This window comes from Streptomyces sp. CA-210063 (assembly GCF_024612015.1).
Taxonomy (GTDB): Bacteria; Actinomycetota; Actinomycetes; order Streptomycetales; family Streptomycetaceae; genus Streptomyces.
This window is the reverse complement of record NZ_CP102512.1, coordinates 9,250,335-9,267,647: the sequence shown is the minus strand read 5'-3', so window position 1 is coordinate 9,267,647 and position 17,313 is coordinate 9,250,335. Positions and strand designations below refer to the sequence as shown.

The 17,313-nt window shown below is 70.0% G+C and carries 14 protein-coding genes and 1 pseudogene; 8 read left to right on the top strand and 7 right to left on the bottom strand.

The window, feature by feature from the left end; translation table 11 throughout:
- Positions 1–257 precede the first annotated feature (257 nt).
- The 5 genes from JIX56_RS40535 to JIX56_RS40515 form a co-directional block, all read right to left on the bottom strand.
- On the bottom strand, positions 258–980 hold the full coding sequence (locus tag JIX56_RS40535; protein ID WP_257548528.1) for a FadR/GntR family transcriptional regulator: 723 nt from the start codon (positions 978–980) through the stop codon (positions 258–260).
- Positions 981–1,298: 318 nt separating this feature from the next.
- Positions 1,299–2,477 carry a DUF418 domain-containing protein gene (locus JIX56_RS40530; protein WP_257548526.1) on the bottom strand — a complete coding sequence of 393 codons (1,179 nt, stop codon included), beginning with the start codon at positions 2,475–2,477 and terminating at the stop codon, positions 1,299–1,301.
- Positions 2,478–2,709: 232 nt separating this feature from the next.
- Positions 2,710–4,041: a poly(ethylene terephthalate) hydrolase family protein gene (locus JIX56_RS47755; protein ID WP_443031951.1), complete on the bottom strand. Its 1,332-nt coding sequence runs from the start codon at positions 4,039–4,041 to the stop codon at positions 2,710–2,712.
- Between the two features lie 74 nt (positions 4,042–4,115).
- Positions 4,116–5,510 (bottom strand): prolyl oligopeptidase family serine peptidase, encoded by a 1,395-nt coding sequence (locus JIX56_RS40520; RefSeq protein WP_257548525.1) that lies wholly within the window; start codon positions 5,508–5,510, stop codon positions 4,116–4,118.
- Between the two features lie 174 nt (positions 5,511–5,684).
- A complete protein-coding gene (locus JIX56_RS40515; protein ID WP_257548524.1) occupies positions 5,685–7,031 on the bottom strand; it encodes a CitMHS family transporter in 1,347 nt (448 codons plus the stop codon).
- A 183-nt stretch (positions 7,032–7,214) separates the two neighbouring features.
- On the opposite strand from JIX56_RS40515, the gene JIX56_RS40510 reads away from it, so the two are divergent.
- The 3 genes from JIX56_RS40510 to JIX56_RS40500 all read left to right on the top strand — a co-directional run bounded on the left by JIX56_RS40510 (position 7,215) and on the right by JIX56_RS40500 (position 10,505).
- Positions 7,215–8,141: a LysR family transcriptional regulator gene (locus tag JIX56_RS40510; RefSeq protein ID WP_257548523.1), complete on the top strand. Its 927-nt coding sequence runs from the start codon at positions 7,215–7,217 to the stop codon at positions 8,139–8,141.
- A 179-nt stretch (positions 8,142–8,320) separates the two neighbouring features.
- Positions 8,321–9,538, top strand: a complete 1,218-nt coding sequence (locus JIX56_RS40505; protein ID WP_257548522.1) for a CaiB/BaiF CoA transferase family protein — start codon at positions 8,321–8,323, stop codon at positions 9,536–9,538.
- A complete protein-coding gene (locus JIX56_RS40500; protein ID WP_257548521.1) occupies positions 9,528–10,505 on the top strand; it encodes an HpcH/HpaI aldolase/citrate lyase family protein in 978 nt (325 codons plus the stop codon). The genes JIX56_RS40505 and JIX56_RS40500 overlap by 11 nt, the downstream gene beginning before the upstream one ends.
- A 64-nt stretch (positions 10,506–10,569) precedes the next feature.
- Here JIX56_RS40500 and JIX56_RS40495 read toward each other — a convergent pair whose 3' ends face one another.
- Positions 10,570–10,848 (bottom strand): RICIN domain-containing protein, encoded by a 279-nt coding sequence (locus JIX56_RS40495; protein WP_257548519.1) that lies wholly within the window; start codon positions 10,846–10,848, stop codon positions 10,570–10,572.
- Between JIX56_RS40495 and JIX56_RS40490 the strand changes: the two genes are divergently transcribed.
- The 4 genes and pseudogenes from JIX56_RS40490 to JIX56_RS40475 form a co-directional block, all read left to right on the top strand.
- Positions 10,787–10,984, top strand: a complete 198-nt coding sequence (locus JIX56_RS40490; protein ID WP_257548517.1) for a hypothetical protein — start codon at positions 10,787–10,789, stop codon at positions 10,982–10,984. The genes JIX56_RS40495 and JIX56_RS40490 overlap by 62 nt on opposite strands.
- A 657-nt stretch (positions 10,985–11,641) precedes the next feature.
- Positions 11,642–12,313: a response regulator gene (locus JIX56_RS40485; protein WP_257548515.1), complete on the top strand. Its 672-nt coding sequence runs from the start codon at positions 11,642–11,644 to the stop codon at positions 12,311–12,313.
- Positions 12,310–13,431: a sensor histidine kinase gene (locus JIX56_RS40480; RefSeq protein WP_257548513.1), complete on the top strand. Its 1,122-nt coding sequence runs from the start codon at positions 12,310–12,312 to the stop codon at positions 13,429–13,431. The genes JIX56_RS40485 and JIX56_RS40480 overlap by 4 nt, the downstream gene beginning before the upstream one ends.
- Positions 13,432–13,498: 67 nt before the next feature.
- Positions 13,499–13,663: pseudogene (locus tag JIX56_RS40475) on the top strand (GH12 family glycosyl hydrolase domain-containing protein); the annotation flags it as partial.
- 225 nt (positions 13,664–13,888) lie between these two features.
- On the opposite strand, the gene JIX56_RS40470 reads toward JIX56_RS40475, so the two are convergent.
- The gene (locus JIX56_RS40470; protein ID WP_257551398.1) at positions 13,889–15,121 is read right to left on the bottom strand and encodes a cellulose binding domain-containing protein; all 1,233 of its coding nucleotides are present in this window, start codon (positions 15,119–15,121) and stop codon (positions 13,889–13,891) included.
- 495 nt (positions 15,122–15,616) lie between these two features.
- Between JIX56_RS40470 and JIX56_RS40465 the strand changes: the two genes are divergently transcribed.
- Positions 15,617–17,263 carry a glycoside hydrolase family 43 protein gene (locus JIX56_RS40465; RefSeq protein ID WP_257551397.1) on the top strand — a complete coding sequence of 549 codons (1,647 nt, stop codon included), beginning with the start codon at positions 15,617–15,619 and terminating at the stop codon, positions 17,261–17,263.
- Positions 17,264–17,313: the final 50 nt, after the last annotated feature.

Genomic DNA, 17,313 nt, shown 5'->3' with positions numbered 1-17,313 from the left:
GTCAGCCGCCGTTGATTGAGCCATCACTCGCAGAAGAGGACGCCTGCATGATGGACCACTCTGACCGCCGGATGACCCCCTCCCGTACCGGGAGAACATCGGTGGCGTGCCCAGCAGCACCCCTCGGCCCTGGGGAGTCGGCGCCCGCCACCGTAACCGCAGGTGATCGTGGCCTTCGAGCGCCTTGAACGGTGCTGGGGATGACCCTCGTCACCGGTGCACCCCATGCACCCGTCCCATCTATCCGCCTCGTACTGTCACTTCCGCGCCGTCGTCCCGAAGGGGAGGGCTTCTCCCGATCGCAGGTGTTCCCTCAGCCACTGCTCGGTGTTGCTCACATGCAGCAGTGCGGCGGCCTGGCTGAGGGCGGCGTCACGGGTGCACAGCGCGTTGAAGATCGCCTCGTGCTCGGCGAGGGTGCGGCCCGCGGCCTTGTCGTCGACCAGACCGCGCCAGATACGAGCGCGCAGCGTGCGGCCGGAGATGCCTTCCAGGAGGGTGAGGAGGGTCTCGTTGCCCGTGGCCGAGACGACCGCGCGGTGGAAGGCGGCGTCGTGGGCGTTGAGCTGCTCGACGTCGTCGCGGGCCTCGCGCATGGCGTCCAAGTGCCGCTTCACTTCGGCCAGTTGGGCGTCGGAGATGCGGGTGGCGGCAAGTGCCGTGGCCATTGGTTCGAGGAGCCGCCGTACCTCCATGAGGTCTTGCAGTGCGACCGAGTCGCCCTGGAGCAGTTCCACCGCGCCGCCGAGCCCCTCCAGCAACAGGCTCGGCTGGAGGCTGGTCACATACGTGCCGTCCCCCCGCCGGACCTCCAGGACCCGCGCGACGGCCAATGCCTTGACCGCTTCCCGGGCGAGGTTGCGGGACAGTCCCAGCTGGGCGGCCAGGTCCGGCTCCGGTGGGAGCTTGGAGCCCGGAGGCAGGGCACCGGTCCGGATCAGCTCACGGATCCGCTCGATGGCCTTGTCCGTCAGAGACACCGCGCATCCCTCCCCCCACCGTGCCCCAGGACCACGGTTCGTCCGACCTGTTCCGGAGTCCGCATGCCGAGGGTGACGTTGATGATACTGGGCTGCGTGTCCTGCGGTTCGACGAAGTCGGTGAGCAGGCGGCGCAGGCTCAACGGGCGGTCGACCGCAGGGGGTTGCGCCTGCGGCGGCGGGCCGATCGTGTCGAACGTCAGCCGCGTGCCGCGTCGTGTCGTCGGCGACGTCCACGGAACTCCCACGACCGCCGAACGGCGCCCCGTACGGCCGTACCGTACGGGGCGCCGGCTTCGGATCAGGCGCGGATGCGCCTCATCGGATGCGCCGGGCCACCTGGGTCGCCCGGCCCATCAGCCATTCGAGCGGCCCCCGCTGGAAGAAGCGGAACCAGATGGTGGCGAGGACGGTGACGGACGCGATGAAGCCGAGCAGGATGTACAAGGGCTGGACGGTCAGTTCCTCGGTGTCCAGGAGCCAGATGGCGACGATGTGGAAGACGTACGCCGTCAGCGACATCGAGCCGACCGCGATGACGGGCCTGGCCAGGCCGCGCAGCCGGGGGAAGGCGTCCATGGCGGCCAGGCACACGGTCAGCACCAGGATCGCCACACCGGTGTTGCCCACGATGGACAGGGTCGCCTCACTGTGCGGGGAGGCGACCAGCAGCCCGGCGGGGGTGTCGCCGAAGAGGCCGACGCCGCCGGGCGATGAGGACGACATGGACGATCCCCCTTCTGCTTTCCGGACGGCTTCGGCGGCACCGGGCACGAGACGCAGCGCCAGCCAGGAGCCGCCGTAGCCGGTGACGGCGAGGGCGACGCCGGTGAGGGCGAGGCGGATCCGGACAGCCGTGGCGGCCAGGTCGAGGCGGGCGACAGCCATGCCGGCGATGACGAACGGGACCCAGGTCAGGGCCGGATAGCCGCCGGTGAAGAACAGCGAGACGATGCCGTCGGCCTGGCCGACGGTGGGGAACGCGCGGTCGCCGACCACCGGCCTCAGTACATACAGCAACTGCGGGCCCACCAGGGCCCAGCCCGCCGCGATCAGCGCCAGCGGCCTGGCGCCCAGCCGGTACAGCGGCAGCACGAGCAGGAAGAACAGTCCGTAGAAGGCGAGGATCGGCACGACCGGGGTGCCGGTCATGGTCAGGGCGGTGCCGAGAGCCAGCAGGATCACAGCCCGGACGACGACCTTGGCGACGGCCTGGCGGCCGGCCTGCCCGGTCTTCGGTGTGCGGCGCCCGGTGATGAGGGCGACCGCGAAGCCGGCCAGGACAGCGAACAGCGCGGAGGAGCGGCCTTGCGCCAAGTCCATCAGGAAGCCGATGACACCGCCTTGGCCCGGGGCGGGACCCACATGGACCGCGTACATGCCGAAGACGGCGAGGCCGCGGGCCAGGTCCAGCCCGATCAGCCGGGCCGTGGACGGCTGCTCGCCCTCCCGTACTCCGGCCGTCGAAGAGGCATCGGTGACTGCATCGTGTCTCATGCCCTCCAGACTGGAAACGCCACGGGTCGGCGGGGAATCCGCCAGAGGACCCCACCACCCCCGCCGATCGGCGGCATCGGCCCCGCCCATCGGCTGGAACCGGGCTGGCGACGCCGAGTCGGGCGGTGGCGACTCCCGGCTCCCGGCTCCCGGCTCAGAGCAGTGACAGTCCGTCCTGCGCGGCTCCGGGAGCCGCTCAGCGGGTTGAGCTATGCCCGTCCGAGCGAGGCGGTCAGAACGGGCAGGTGTCCATCCAGCGCGTGACCAGGGACGTGTTGTTCTTGTCGGCATCACGTACGGGACCGCACAGGAACGGGCTGAAACGGGTGTCGGCACCCAGCCAGAGGCTGAGGAACGACACGATCCACTTGCCCTGCTTGGCCTTGTTTCCGGAGCCCGTCATCGGACACAGATGGTCGCCCGGAACCTCGATGTAGAGCTTCTCGGCCTGGGACATGGAGGTGTACCAGGGCACCGCGTAGTCGTTGCCGTGGGCGACAGGGTCGCTTTGACAGGTCAGGAAGAACGTCGGCTCGGTGACTCCCGAGAAGTTCGCGTTCGGGTAGTACGGGGCCGTGGGCACGCCCGCCCGGAAGCGCGCGTCGTCCCGGAGGGCCGCCATGACACCACCGCCGCCCATCGAGTGACCGACCGCGCCGAGCGTGCCGTTGAGCTTCCCCGATATCGGGTTGCCGGGGGCGTCGCCGAGCGCGAGCAGCTGGGTGCCGGCGGCGGTGATCTGACGGCCGCGTGATGCGGGATCGTCGCTGAGGGTGTTCGTTCCGACGTTGATGACGACGAAGCCCCAGGAGGCGAGGCGGGGTGCGAGCCACTGCAGGTTCTGCTGTGTGCCCTGATAGCCAGGCATCAGTACGACGCCCGGGTACGAGCCACTGTTCGTGGGGTACGTGACCGTGCCGGAGCCGTACCCGGTGGGACTGGGAACCGTGTAGGTGGCGGTGGTCAGCGGCCCGTTGGTGGCCTCCAGGGAAGCGGCCGTCGGGTCCGGGATCCCGTTGCCCGGAGGGGTGCCACCACCGGAGCCGTACACCTGGAATTCCCACAGCGAGTAGCCGTAGGCGGTGCCGCGCTGGGTGCCATGGAGACGGACGTACCGGCCGTTGCCGTTCACGTCGAGGGTCTGCACGCCGCCGGTGCCGGTCGTGGTCGAGTGGACGGTGGTCCAGGTGGTGCCGTTGTCGGAGGTCTGGATCTGGAACGCGCGGGCGTACGCGGCCTCCCAGCGCAGCACGACTTGGCTGATGGTGGCGGTGGCGCCCAGATCGATTCTCAGCCACTGCGGGTCACTGAACGTGCTCGACCAGCGCGTCCCGGTGTTGCCGTCCACCGCCGCCGACGCGGGGGTGGACGCGTTCTCGGTGGACGAGGAGGTCGCGGGTTTGCCTTGGGACAGCAGGTCGGCGGCGGCCGCAGGCGGGGCGGCGACTGTCAGCAGAGTCAGCGCCAAGCCGATGGTGGTGACCAGGGCGATCAGTGCCGTCAGGGCGCCGGGTCGGGTCCGTAACTGCACGGTGGTGTGGGTCGAACGACTGGATGGACGCATTGCTTACCTCCGGATGGCGGTGAGAGCGCGGTAACCGGACAGCTGGGTGCGCGAAGGGGCGCCGCGTGCGGCGGCTAGCGGGACTGTGCGAAGAGCCAGTCGACGACCACGTCGTTCTCGTACGTCTGGGCCCATGAGAGGTGTGGGTTCACCGGTGTCGTTCCGGCCGTGTAGCTCGTGAACAGTACGTGGCTGCGCGTGGCCCGGGCCTGCCGTAGGAGAGCCCTTGACCGGGCCTCGAACTGTGCCTTCGGCAGGTCGTTGGCCCACTCCCCACGGGTGATCCGTGCGCCGGCGGTCTCCAGCGCGTTCATCAGTGTCCAGGTGCCGGGCTTGCCGAACCGGCCCTCCCGGTAGGGGACGATCGGGTCGTCGACGGAGTGGTCGGCCCAGATCGGGATGTGCGTGATCCTCTCCATGGTGGCCGGGTCGCCCCAGCCGGCCGTGGGCAGAGCGGCCGCGAACATGTCGGGGCGCTTCGCCAGCAGGCTGTAGATACCGCGCCCGCCCGAGGACAGGCCGACGAGATAGAGCCGGGCTGTGTCCACGTTGCGGGAGTGCTCGCTCACGAAGGTGTCGATGAGTTCGATCAGCGCGGCCTGGACCTTGGCGTCGGTCCAGTCCGTGCCGTCGGGTCCGTCCATGGGGCGGGGCAGGGGGATCTGCGGGGACAGGACGAACGCGGGGTCGCGGCGCTGTCGTTCCGGTTTGGCGAACGTGACCGCGATCCGGTTGGAGGTGAGCTGGGTCATGTTGTTGTCCGCGACTTCGCCGCCGCCGTGCAGGGTGACGACGAGCGGATACCGCTTGCGCGTCTGCGGGTTCCGTACGAATCCCGCGGGCTGGTACAGCCGGAAGTCCAGTTCGAAACCCGCGGAGTCGGTGAAGGAACCGGCGGCGAAGTCGTCGACCACGGGAGTGATGACGTCATCGTTCCGGCTCGCGAACGGGCCGGCCTTGAGCACTGGTTCGCCTTCAGGGGTGTGCACGTCCGCCACTTGTCTGACGGAGTAGGCGCGGTCGAGGGGAAGGGGGTCGGTGCCCGCGGCCCGCGCGTTGGAGTCGTTCGGGTCGAGTTCGATGATCAGGCGGTCCCCCGGCCGTCCGGGGTGAGATCGGTCGTCCACTTCTGCGGTGGTGCTGGAGTAGACCCGGGTCACCGTGCGAGCCGCTGTTTGTCCGCCCACGGTGGCCTTCACCTGGAAGGCCGAGGGAGGGATCACCGCGCCGCGCAGGTCAATGGGATGCGAGTACCGGAGGGCGACGGCTGTCACCAGCCAGTTGTTCCTCGGTGTGACCCGCGTGACGAGGTCCGTCCGCAGGACCGGATTGGGCCCGGAGGCCGCATGTCGTCCTTGGGATGTGGCTGTCGTGGTGTCGGCGGCCAAGGCGGTCGCCGTGCCCACGGCCGGCGCCGCGACCGCACCCGCGGTGACCGCGAGCGCCGTACGTCTGGTGATCCCTCTCATGGGTCCTCGTCTCGGTCGGTGGGGCACCCGGACCGGGTGCCTGGGGTGTGTGGATCCGTTCGCCCAGCTCCGGACTCCCGGAAGCGGGTGGCACGTCGGAGGTCTGAGCGGCATGTGCGGTGGCTGCCGGGAGCCCGCGGCCGGCGGGGACTCCGCTCGGGCCCGGGACACCGGTCACAGGGAGAACGCACCGGTCAGCAGGGCGCCGGCGGTCATGACCAGGGTGGTGGCGAAGGCCCAGCGGAAGATGAAGCGCTGGTGTTCGCCGAGCGACACACCGCTCATGCCGACCAGGATGAACGTGGACGCGGTGAGCGGGCTGAGCGGGAACCCCGTGGTCATCTGGCCGAGAATGGCGGCCCTGGCGACCTCGGCCGGGTCCGTGCCGAAGCCCTGCGCGGTCTCGGCGAGTACGGGCAGTACGCCGAAGTAGTAGGCGTCCGGGGTGAAGACCAGGCTCAGCGGCATGCCGGTGACGGCCACCGCGACGGGCAGGTGCGAGCCGAAGGAGTCGGGGACGACGGAGACGAGCGTCTCGCCCATCTCGTCGATCATCTTGGTGCCGGTGAGGATCCCGGTGAGGACGCCGGCCGCGAAGATCATCGTGGTGACCAGGACCACGCTCTTGGCGTGCTTGTCGAGCAGCGCCTGTTGCTGTTCCCAGGTGGGGTGGTTGACCAGCGCCGCGATCGCGAACCCGAGGACGAACAGCACCGGAAGTGGCATCACTTCCTGGATCAGGCAGACCAGGAGAGCGATGGTGAGCAGGAGATTGAAGATGTTCAGCCAGGTCCGCGGCAGCGGCGGGACGTGGACGGTGCCGGGCCCGTCCCCGGAGGGCCGAAGGGCCAGACGCTCCTGCCCGTCGGCCGTGCGCACGTCCGTGACCGGACCCTGCGGGGACAGCGCGGCAAGACGGTTGCGCTCCCGGCGGCCGAGCAGGTAGGAGGCCACCAACACCCAGACGACACCGAAGCCCATCGCGGGCAGCACGGGGTTGAAGACGTCGGAACTGTCCAGCTTCAGTGCCGCCATGGCGCGTACCGTCGGGCCACCCCAGGGAACCATGTTCATCACGCCCGCGCCCAGGCAGACGACGCCGGACAGCACCAGGGGGTTCATGCCGAGCCTCTTGTAGACCGGCAGCAGTGCGGAGACGGTGATGAGGAAGGTGGAGGCACCGTCGCCGTCCAGGGCCACGCACAGCGTGAGGACGGCCGTGGCGACGGTGATCCGCAACGGGTCGCCCTGCGCCGCCCGCAACAGTCCGCGGATCAGGGGGTCGAAGAGCCCCGCGTCCACCATCAGGCTGAAGTACAGGACCGCGAAGGCGATCATGATGCCGGTGGGGGCCACCTTGGACAGCCCCCCGAGAATCAACTCCCCCAGGTCGCCCGCGAATCCGCCGATGAGCGCCGCCAGCACCGGAAGCAGGATCAGAGCGACCAGTACCGAGGCGCGTTTGGTCATGGTGAGCAGCAGGAGGACGGCGATCGTGGCGAAGCCCAGGGCTGCCAGCATGGCGGCGCTCGCTTTCTCGGGGACGGCCCTCGGCGGCGGTGGGCGGGGCTGGGCGGGGGAGGCGGGCCGAGGTGTTACGCGAGAGTTTCGGAGCACCGGTGGATCGGTGTCCAGCATCAAACCGAGATCTGTCCATGCGATAAGCGCATCAATGCAAGCGGGCGAGCCCTATGCTCGTCGGCCATGGAGGCCACCACCCTGCGTCAACTGGCGGCGTACGCGGCCGTCGCCCGGGCCGCGAGCTTCACCGCGGCCGCCGCGGAGATGCACGTGTCCCAGTCCTCACTCAGCCGCGCGGTCGCGGATCTGGAGCGACAGCTCGGCGTGCAACTCCTCGAACGGGACACCCGTAACGTGCAGTTGACCGCGGCGGGCGTCGAGGCCCTGCGTGTCGCCGAGCAGATCGTCACCGCTCACCGGGCGGGCATGAAGGAGCTCAGGCGGTACCTGCTCGGCGAGTCGGGAACGGTCGCCGTGGCCACCCTTCCCTCGGTTGCCGCGGTGCTTCTGCCGCAGGTGATCTCCGACTTCCGCGAGCGGCGGCCGCAGGTGGCGGTACGCCTCCTCGACGGCCTGGAGCGGTCGGTACTGGACCGGGTCCTGTCCGGCGACGCCGACTTCGCGATCACCACCGTCGGCAACCCGCCGGAGCAGTTGGAGCACCGCCCCCTGGTCAGGGACCGCTTCGTCGCGGTGCTGCCGGAGGGCCACCCGCTCGCCGATCGCCACGAGCTCGCCTGGGAGGACCTGGCTCGTCAACCGTTCCTGGCCGTCGGGCGCGACTCGAGCGTGCGCCGGCTCACCGACGCGGCGTTCGCCCAGATCGACGCGCACGCGGTACCGGCGGCCGAGGCGGGCAGTATCGCGACCGTGGGCGGACTGGTGACCGCCGGCCTCGGGGTGTCGGCGATGCCCGCCCTCGTGCTCCCGCTGATGGGTGCCGGACCCGTCGTCTGCCGTCCTCTGGTGGACCCCGTGGTGGACCGACGCCTGGACATCGTGCTGCGCGTTCGGCGGACGCTCCCGGCCGTGACGGTGCGGTTCCTGGAGACGCTCGAAGAGTTCCGCCTCCAGGGGCGTCCGCTTCCGCCCGGGGTTTCGTGGGCGTGAGGCCGGTACCGACCCCTCCCCTATTCATGCGTTTTTCGCATTGATTGATGGCCTTCTGTTGCTCGACAGGCATTTCTCCGCTCCGGCAGTCTGAAGACAACGGCGACGGCCGTGCCGCACCCACGCGGACGACGCTGTCGGGGACCCACGCGGAACAGCAGGGGCAAAGGAGCGCATCGGTGTCGGACGACGAGCGGAACAGCGCCGGAAGCGGGCAGTTGCACGGGCTGAAAGTGGTCGAGTTCGCCCATGTGGTGGCCGGTCCGTTGGCGGGCTCGATGCTCGCCGACCAAGGGGCCGACGTCGTACACGTGGAACCCCCCGGCGCCGGAGACGCGGCCCGCGCCATGGGGCCTCAACGTGACGGTGTCCCCCTGTGGTTCAAGGTCGCCGGCCGCAACAAACGCTCGGTCACCCTCGATCTGCACCACGAGGCCGGCCGACTCGTCGCCCACCGGCTCGTCGCCTGGGCGGACGTCGTCATCGTCACCCTGCGCGCGGGGCGCCTGCGCAGCTGGGGACTCGACTGGGACTCCGTGCACCGGATCAACCCCCGGGCCGTGCTGCTGCAGATCTCCGGCTTCGGCGCCACGTCATCGCAGGCGGACGCCCCCGGCTTCGGCAAGATGGGTGAGGCGCGCAGCGGAGTCGTCCATCTGACCGGTTTTCCCGACGGTCCGCCCGTCCACACCGGCTTCTCCCACGGCGACGCCGTGACCGGCCTGATGGGCGCCTACGCCGTCCTGGCCGCTCTCCACCGCCGTGACCACGACCCCGGATTCGACGGCGAGTGGATCGACCTCGCTCTCTTCGAGTCCCTGTTCCGTCTCGTCGAGTGGCAGGTCATCGTCCACGACCAGTTGGGACGAGTGCCCGAACGCTCCGGCAACCAACTGGCGGTCGCCCCCGGGGCCGTGATCAACACCTACCGCTCCCGCGACGGCGAGTGGATCACGGTGACGTCCGCGACGCTGCGCTCGGTGCGTAACATCGCCCGTCTGCTGGGGCTCCCCGAGGAGGAGTTCGCCACGGCGGAGCAACAGTACGACCGGCGCGCGCAGTTGGACGAAGGTCTGCGGAACTGGGTGGCGGAGCGCGGCACCGGCGAGTGCCTGAAGGAGTTCACCCGCGCCGAAGTCGTGGCCTCACGGGTGTTCGACGCCGCGGACATCGCCGCCGACCCCGTGTACGCCGAACGCGAGGACATCGTCACCGTCGATGACCCCGATCTCGGTCCGGTACGTATGCAGGCGGTGATCCCGCACTTCCGGCAGCGGCCCGGCCGGGTCTGGCGGACGGGTCCCGCCCTCGGACAGGACAACCACCTGGTCTACGGGCAGTGGCTGGGGCTCAGTGCGGACGAGCTGGCCGACCTGGAGAAGAGCGATGTCATCTGAGGCGTCTTCGAAGAGACCTGCCGAGGTGGACGCGGGAGTGGTCGACCGGCCCCCGCTGCGCTCCCTGCTCTTCGTCCCCGGCACGAGAACCGACTGGCTGCCCAAGGCCCGGGCGGCGGGCGCCGACGCGGCCGTCCTCGACCTGGAGGACGCGGTGCCCGCCTCGGGGAGGCTCGCCGCCCGCGCGCAGGTGGCCGACGCCGTCGCACGGGCCGCCGCCGCGCCACCCGATCAGGCGGGACGGATGGCGTTGTTCGTCCGTGTCAACCCGCTGGACGACTGGGCGGGGGCCGAGGAACTGCGAGCGGTCGTACGGCCCGGGCTCGCCGGTGTCGTCCTTCCCAAGGTCCGCCGCGCCCAGGACGTGGAGCTTGCCGACCGGCTGCTGGGCTGGTGCGAACAGGAACAGGGCCTGCCGCCGGGCCGGGTCGCCCTGGTGCCCCTGCTGGAGACGGCGCGCGGCCTGCGCGAGGCCTACGACATCGCGCGAGCCGCCTCGCGCATCGCCTACGTGGGCGCTCTCAGCGCCCCCGGCGGCGACGTGGAACGCGCCGTCGGCTACCGCTGGAGCCCCGAGGGAACCGAAACGGCGGCACTGCGCGCCCGTGTTCTGCTGGACGTCAGGGCAGCCGGAGTGCCCTGCCCGGTCAGCGGATTGTGGACGCGCATCACCGACCTGGCGGGACTACGCGCTTTCGCCGAACAGAACCGCTCCCTCGGCTACGAGGGCATGATGGCGATCCATCCCTCCCATGTCCCCGTGATCAACGAGGTGTTCTCTCCCAGCTCCGCCGAACTCGCCCGCTGCGCCGAGCTGATCGCGGCGGTCGAGGCGGCACAGAGGGACGGGACGGGCGCCGTGACCTTCCAAGGTGAGATGGTCGACGAGGCCATGGCCCGTACGGCCCGCCTTGTGCTCGAACGGCACGAGGCGCGGGTTCGCGTGGCACGTACGAGTTCCGTGTAGAGACCTCGGGCCCGCGCCGTTCAGCGTCGCCTGAGGGGACCAAGATGCCCGCCCCCCGGTGCACTCAGCCGATCCTGGTCAGGTTCCACTGCTGCGGGGAGCCGCCGTTGGCGGACCACTGGATGATGGTGCTCCCCTCCGTGTCGGTGTTGCCGTTGTCCAGCACCTTGCCGCTGTGCCGGTTGGTGAGCCGGTACGCGCCACCGCCCAGCGCGGTGATGGCCCACTGCTGCCGGGGGCTGCCGTTGTCGGTCCACTGCAGCATCGCCGCGCCGTCGCTGGTGCTGCCGTTGTCGTCGAGGGCCTTGCCGCTGCGGACGCAGGACAAGGCCAAGAAGGCCATCCGCCTCACCCCCGCCTTCCTCGACGCGGTGAAGGGTGACACGCGCGTGAAGCTCACCTTCCACTTCTGGAGCGGCGCCACCACGACGTACTACGTGACCAAGTCGGGAAGCACGGTGACCGGCACGACGTCCTGAACGAAGGCACCGCGACCGGCCCGGCCAGGCGGCGCAGGCGCGAGGCGCGCATACGTACGGCGGTGGCGGTGGCGGTGGCGGTCAGGCCGAGACGGGCGACGGCCATGCCGGCGTTCCCGAACGGGATCCACGTCAGAGCCGGGTACGTGCCGGTGAAGAGCGGGGACAGGGGGTCGGCGCCGAGCCGGTACAGCGGCGGGACGAGCAGGAAGTACACGCCGTAGAAGGCGAGGATCACCTCGACGGTCCAGACCGATCAGCCTTGCCCACGCCCGGCGCGCGGGGCGTGCCCAGCCTGCCGGGGGTGGGTTCGGCTCTCTCTCGTACCGAGGAGTTCTCGCGTATCGGGGACTACCCGTGTATCGAGGGCTTCTCGTGCATCGAGGGCTTCCCGTGTATCGGGGACTTCCCGTGTATCGGGGACTTCCCGTCGCCCGGACGCACCGCGGTGTCCGAGTGCTGCGTCATGGTTCTCAGCCTGAAAAACGGGCGGGCCGCGGAGTATCCGGCGCAAGGCTGCCGTGCCCCTGCCGACCGGAGGGTGATACCCCGCCGGGTGACTGGAGCTGCCATTCCAGGGGCTGCAGGGACGCTCCGGGGCTTTAGGGTCGAGGCGGTAAACGCCGGGGGTAGGGACGAAGGTGAGGCGGAGCGCACGTGATCCGGGTAGTGGTGGTGGACGACGAGGCTCTGGTCCGGTCGGGGTTCGGGCTCATTCTGGGCGCGTCCGACGACATCGAGGTCGTCGCGACCGCGAGCGGCGGCGAAGCCGTGGAGACCGTCCGCCGGGAGCGGCCCGACGTGGTGCTGCTGGACATCCGGATGCCGGACGTCGACGGGCTCACGGTGCTGCGCGAGCTGCGCACCAGGCCGGACGCTCCCGTCGTGGCGATGCTGACCACGTTCGACGCCGACGAGTACATCCTGACCGCGCTGCACTCCGGCGCCGCCGGTTTCCTGCTCAAGGACACCGAGCCGGAGCAGCTGGCCCACCTGGTGCGCACCCTTGCCGCGGGCGGCGTGGTGCTGTCCCCCAAGGCGTCGCGCACCCTGCTGCACAGCCACCCCCGCACCGAGGCCGCCGTCGACGAGGAGGCGGCCAGAGTCCGGTTGCTCACCGCGCGGGAGCGCGATGTCCTCGTCCTGGTGGCGGAGGGCCTGTCGAACGCCGACATCGGGGCGCGCATCCACCTGGGTGCCGGCACCGTGAAGGACCACGTCAGCGCGATCCTCATGAAGCTTCGTGTGACGAGCCGGGTGCAGGCCGCACTGCTGGCGCAGCGGGCCGGGCTGCTCGACGAGGGCCCGCGGCCGGAGGCCAGACGATGAATCGCGCACGCGCCCTGTGGGAGCGTGTGCCCGCGCCGGTCGTCGACATGGTCCTGGTGGCGGTGGCAGCCGTGGACGTATGGCTGCTGAACCTCTGGGACGACACGCCTCCCGGCGTTGCGCCGGCCTCGCTCGGGTGCGCCGCGTTGGCCTTCCGGCGCAGGTTCCCGCTCGGCGCCTTCCTGCTCACCCTGCCGGTCGCGCTGACGGAGCCGGTCGCCGTCGCCCCGCTCGTGGCGCTGTTCACCCTGGCCGAACGCTCCCGCAACCGTCCTCTCCTCGCGGGGTGCGTCGCCCTGGCCGCCGTGGCGAGCAGCGTTCCGTGGCCCCTGGCCAGTTTCGCCGAGGTCGGCCGGACGATGACGCTGATCGACTTCGTGTACAGCCTGGCCACCGCTGTCGCCCCGGTCCTCTTCGGGCAGCTCCTCCAGGCGCACCGGGACCTGGCGCGGCGGCTGGTGGAGATCGAGGAGGCCAGGGAGCACGAGCGGGCTTTGCACGCGCAGGCCATGCTCGCCCGCGAACGCGCCCAGCTGGCCCGCGAGATGCACGACGTGGTCTCCCACCAGGTCAGCCTGATCGCCGTACAGGCCGGAGCCTTGCAGGTCGCCGGCCCGGACGCGAATGCCCAAGAGGCCGCTCGAACGATCCGTTCGCTCAGCGTCACCACACTCGACGAACTGCGCACCATGGTCACGCTGCTGCGTGCCTCCGGCGGCGACGCCACCGAGCTGACTCCTCAGCCCACCCTGGCCGACCTGCACAAACTGGTGGAGTCAAGCGGCACTCACACACAGCTGAAGGGTGAACTCCCGCCCACCGTGGGCACACCGGCCCAACGGGCTCTCTACCGCACGGTCCAGGAGGCGCTGACCAACGTCCGCAAGCACGCTCCCGGCGCCACGGCCCGCGTCGAGCTGTGGCAGGACGGTGACGACGTCGGAGTGACCGTCACCAACACCCCGCCCACGCGTCCTTCTCTCTCCCTCCCCGGTTCGCACCAGGGCTTGGTCGGCCTGCGGGAACGGGCCGACATCCTGCACGGCACCCTGGAGGCGGGCCCGACCACGGAGGGCGGCTACCGGGTGCGGCTGCGGATTCCCCTCAACGCGGACTGAGGTCGCTCGGGCCGTGGCGGACTCGCAGGCAGGCAACGCCGTCACCCCGCCGGGTGGGATCCCGGCGATCCAGCCCATCGGTTCCCAGGTCGGCACGGCCACCGTGGGTGGACGCACCTGGCAGGTGTGGTCGGGCAACAACGGGTCCGACGACGTGCTGTCCTTCGTCGCCCCGTCGGCGATCGGCAGCTGGAGCTTCGCAGAACGTGATGGACTCGTCCGGCAGGCCGTGCCCGTGGACTGACACGGGACCGCCTGCACCAGGGCATGACGTGACTGGCGGCGGGGCTCGAGTGCCGCCCGGCGCCTTGACGGCCATCCGCGGCGAAGGCTCTCGCCGCGGATGGCGACAAGCACCCCGAACATGCGGGTACTCGTGGCCGGCGGGCGGGGGCGAGGTCATCCTCCAGGCGCCCGCGGACCTCGCTTCCGCGCGTGGCCGGGCCCTCTGGTCACTTCACCGAACTCCTGTGACGGCGCAGGCGGTGCCGTTGAGCGTGTACGAGTTCGGCGAGGTGGTATCGCCGGTGTGGGTGGCCTGGAAGCCGATGTCGACGGACGCGCCCGGAGCGATGGTGGCGTTGTGGGAGACGTTCCTGGCCGTCACCCGGCCGGATCCGGGCGAGTAGTCGGCGTTCCAGCCGGAGGTGATGGCCTGGCCGCCGGGCAGGGTGAAGACCAGGGACCAGCCGTCGATCGCGGTGGGGCCGGTGTTGGTGAGGGTGATGTTCGAGGTCAGTCCGGTGCTCCACCCGCTGCCGGTGTGGCTGATGCGGCAGGCCGAAGTCCCCGGCGACGGCGTGGAGTTCTGGAACTGTGTGAAGAACTTCCACACCTCCCCGGGCAGCCAGGTCCTGGAGCCGCTGTCACCGCCGGCCCCGTCCTGCGGAGCGGCGATGTGTCCTTCGTCGAACGCGGCCCAGGCGACCGGATACCCGGCCCTGCACCCCGAGTAGGTGGTGACCCGGTGCGTCAGGCTGCCCTGCGCCGGCTCCGGCGGGTTTTGCGGAGTGCAGCCGTTGTTCCTGACGAACCTGTCCCGCATCGTCCGTCCGCCGGAGATGCCGAGGACGCTGTCCCTGAGACCATGCACCCCCAGGTAGGCGATGGGCTGGGTGCCGGCGCCGCATCCGCTGAGCTGTCCGCCGCTCTGGACGGCGACCGCGCGGAAGACCGTCGCCCGGGAACACGCGAGCGCGTACGACATGGCGGCGCCATAGCTGAATCCCAGAGCGAAGCGCTGCGTCGTGTCGACGCACAGACCGGCGTCGATCCGCTTGATCATGTCATCGACGAAGGTGACGTCTTCGCCGCCCGCGTTCGCCCAGCCGTTGTTGAGGCCCTGGGGCGCGACGAAGATGGCGCTGTTGTTCGCCAGTCGCTGGAGCCCGTAGTAGGCCCAGGTGCCCGTCTCCACGGTGCGGCCCGTGGCGACGTCGGTCGAGGTGCCGCCCAGCCAGTGGAACCCGAAGACCAGCCGGTAGGCGCGGTTCCGGTCGTAGCCGTCCGGGATCCGCAGGATGAAGCTCCGGTTCTTGCCGCCGCTCTGGATCGTGTGTGTACCACTCGTCAGTGCGGGTGCCTTGCCGCAGCCGGGGGTCGCGGCGGCGGTACGCACGGAGGCGGCAGCCGCGCCGGAGGCCGGGAGCGCGGTGCTCCCCAGGGCCAGGACGAGCAGCACCGCGACCACGGCGGGCCGTAAGAGGGATCTTGCCCTAGAGATCACTTGGCTCACCTTTCCGAGAACACGAACGGACTGAATGTCGCGCGCCTGACACATCAAGGAGGACCGCAAGATTCGGACATACTCACGATCGAAGCGGAATCCGTCCCAGGGCTGTCCCGGACTATTAGGGAGACGGCCAAACATGTCAATACCCTGGGATTTACCGGCTCCGCGATCAAAGCATCAGCTCCAAGCGCACGCCGACCAGGCGCGAGACCGCGGGGGAGGAGGTCGACGTCCAGCGCTTCCGGCACACCGAAAGAGCGAAATATTTCGATGTAGAAACCGCATCATGCGAGGGGCATTGACGGGATGTATCGGCCTTCTATCATCCGGAGTGCTCGATGTGTCGGTCGAACTCCGACATCGCGAACGGCACCCGCCGCTCAGCCCTGAGGCTGACGGCTGCTCCACGCGCCAACCACAACGGCCCGGCCACGCAAGGAGAACGCCATGGATATGTCATGCCCTCATCAGCAATGGGACCGCCGTCGAGCGCTGGCTGCGGCCACCGGTCTCGTGACGGGCTCCCTTCTTCCCCTGGTCGGAGCCGAGCGCGGCGTAGCGGCCTCCGGCCTCATGCCAGGGCCTGCCCTCGCGGCCGCAGCGCAGTACACGAACCCGGTCATCTGGCAGGACTTCGCGGATATCGATGTCATCCGCGTCGGCGGCACCTACTACGCCTCGGCCTCCACGATGCACTACTCGCCGGGCGCACCCGTCCTGCGCTCGTACGACCTGGTGAACTGGGAGATCGCCGGTCACTCGGTGCCCGTCCTCGACTTCGGCGCCAAGTACGACCTGAACGGTGGCCGTGGCTACGTACGGGGCGTCTGGGCGTCGTCGCTGGCCCACCGCCCGAGCAACGGGACCTTCTACTGGCTCGGCCAGATCGACTTCGCCAGGACGTACATCTACACCGCCACCGCCGTCGAGGGACCGTGGAACAGACTCACCACGATCAGCACGCCGTACTACGACGCCGGGCTGCTCGTGGACAGCGACGACACCCTGTACGTGGCGTACGGAAACACCACCATCAGCGTGGCCCAGCTCTCGCCCGACGGCCGCACCCAGGTCCGTACGCAGCAGGTGTTCACCACGCCGTCGAGTGTCGGCACCCTGGAGGGGGCCCGCTTCTACAAGATCAACGGGCAGTACTACATCTTCCTGACCCGGCCCGCCAACGGCCAGTACATCCTGAAGTCCTCGAGCGGCCCCTTCGGTCCGTACACGATGCGTCAGGTCCTGCTGGACCTGCGCGGACCGATCCCCGGCGGTGGCGTCCCGCACCAGGGCGGGCTGGTGCGGACGCAGGGCGGTGCCTGGTACTACCTGGCCTTCGTGGACGCGTACCCCGGCGGCCGGGTGCCTGCCCTGGCGCCGGTCACCTGGACCGCGGACGGCTGGCCCGTCGTGCAACTGGTGAACGGCGCCTGGGGCACCTCGTATCCCAGCCCGGCCGTGCCCACTCCGCCCCGCCCGGTCACCCCCATGGTCGGCGTCGACACCTTCGACGGCACGACCCTCAAGCCGAAGTGGGAGTGGAACCACAACCCGGACAACACCAAGTGGTCGGTGAACAACGGCCTGACCCTGCGGACCGCGACCGTGACCAACGACCTGTACTGGGCCCGCAACACCCTCACACACCGCATCCAGGGCCCCACTTCCACTGCCACCGTCCAGCTCGACCACTCGGCGATGCGGGACGGCGACCGGGCCGGACTCGCGCTGCTGCGGGACTCCTCCGCATGGATCGGGCTCAAGCGCGACGGCGGTACGACACAAGTGGTCATGGTCGACGGGCTGACCATGGACGGCAGTTGGAACACCACCGGCACCGGCGTGGTGCGGGCCGGCGCGAGCGCGCCGAGCGGTCGCCTCTGGCTGCGGGCGAACGCCGACATCCGTCCCGGAGCGTCCCGGTCCGGCACCTTCTCCTACAGCACCGACGGCACCCACTTCACCCGCCTCGGGCCCGCCTTCTCCCTGGGCAACGACTGGCGCTTCTTCATGGGCTACCGATTCGCCCTCTTCAACCACGCCACCCAGGCACTCGGCGGCGCGGTCCGCGTCCAGCGGTTCGAGCTGTCCACGCCCTGACCCGATCCCACCGACCGCACCAACCCAACCACCCGCCAGCCGTACGAGGA

Bases quoted from the DNA above. Each gene is read 5' to 3' on its own strand.
- JIX56_RS40530 (WP_257548526.1), bottom strand. From the start codon at position 2,477: ATGAGACACGATGCAGTCACCGATGCCTCTTCGACGGCCGGAGTACGG.
- JIX56_RS47755 (WP_443031951.1), bottom strand. From the start codon at position 4,041: ATGCGTCCATCCAGTCGTTCGACCCACACCACCGTGCAGTTACGGACC.
- JIX56_RS40520 (WP_257548525.1), bottom strand. From the start codon at position 5,510: ATGAGAGGGATCACCAGACGTACGGCGCTCGCGGTCACCGCGGGTGCG.
- JIX56_RS40515 (WP_257548524.1), bottom strand. From the start codon at position 7,031: ATGCTGGCAGCCCTGGGCTTCGCCACGATCGCCGTCCTCCTGCTGCTC.
- JIX56_RS40510 (WP_257548523.1), top strand. From the start codon at position 7,215: ATGGAGGCCACCACCCTGCGTCAACTGGCGGCGTACGCGGCCGTCGCC.
- JIX56_RS40500 (WP_257548521.1), top strand. From the start codon at position 9,528: ATGTCATCTGAGGCGTCTTCGAAGAGACCTGCCGAGGTGGACGCGGGA.
- JIX56_RS40495 (WP_257548519.1), bottom strand. From the start codon at position 10,848: ATGGCCTTCTTGGCCTTGTCCTGCGTCCGCAGCGGCAAGGCCCTCGAC.
- JIX56_RS40480 (WP_257548513.1), top strand. From the start codon at position 12,310: ATGAATCGCGCACGCGCCCTGTGGGAGCGTGTGCCCGCGCCGGTCGTC.
- JIX56_RS40465 (WP_257551397.1), top strand. From the start codon at position 15,617: ATGTCATGCCCTCATCAGCAATGGGACCGCCGTCGAGCGCTGGCTGCG.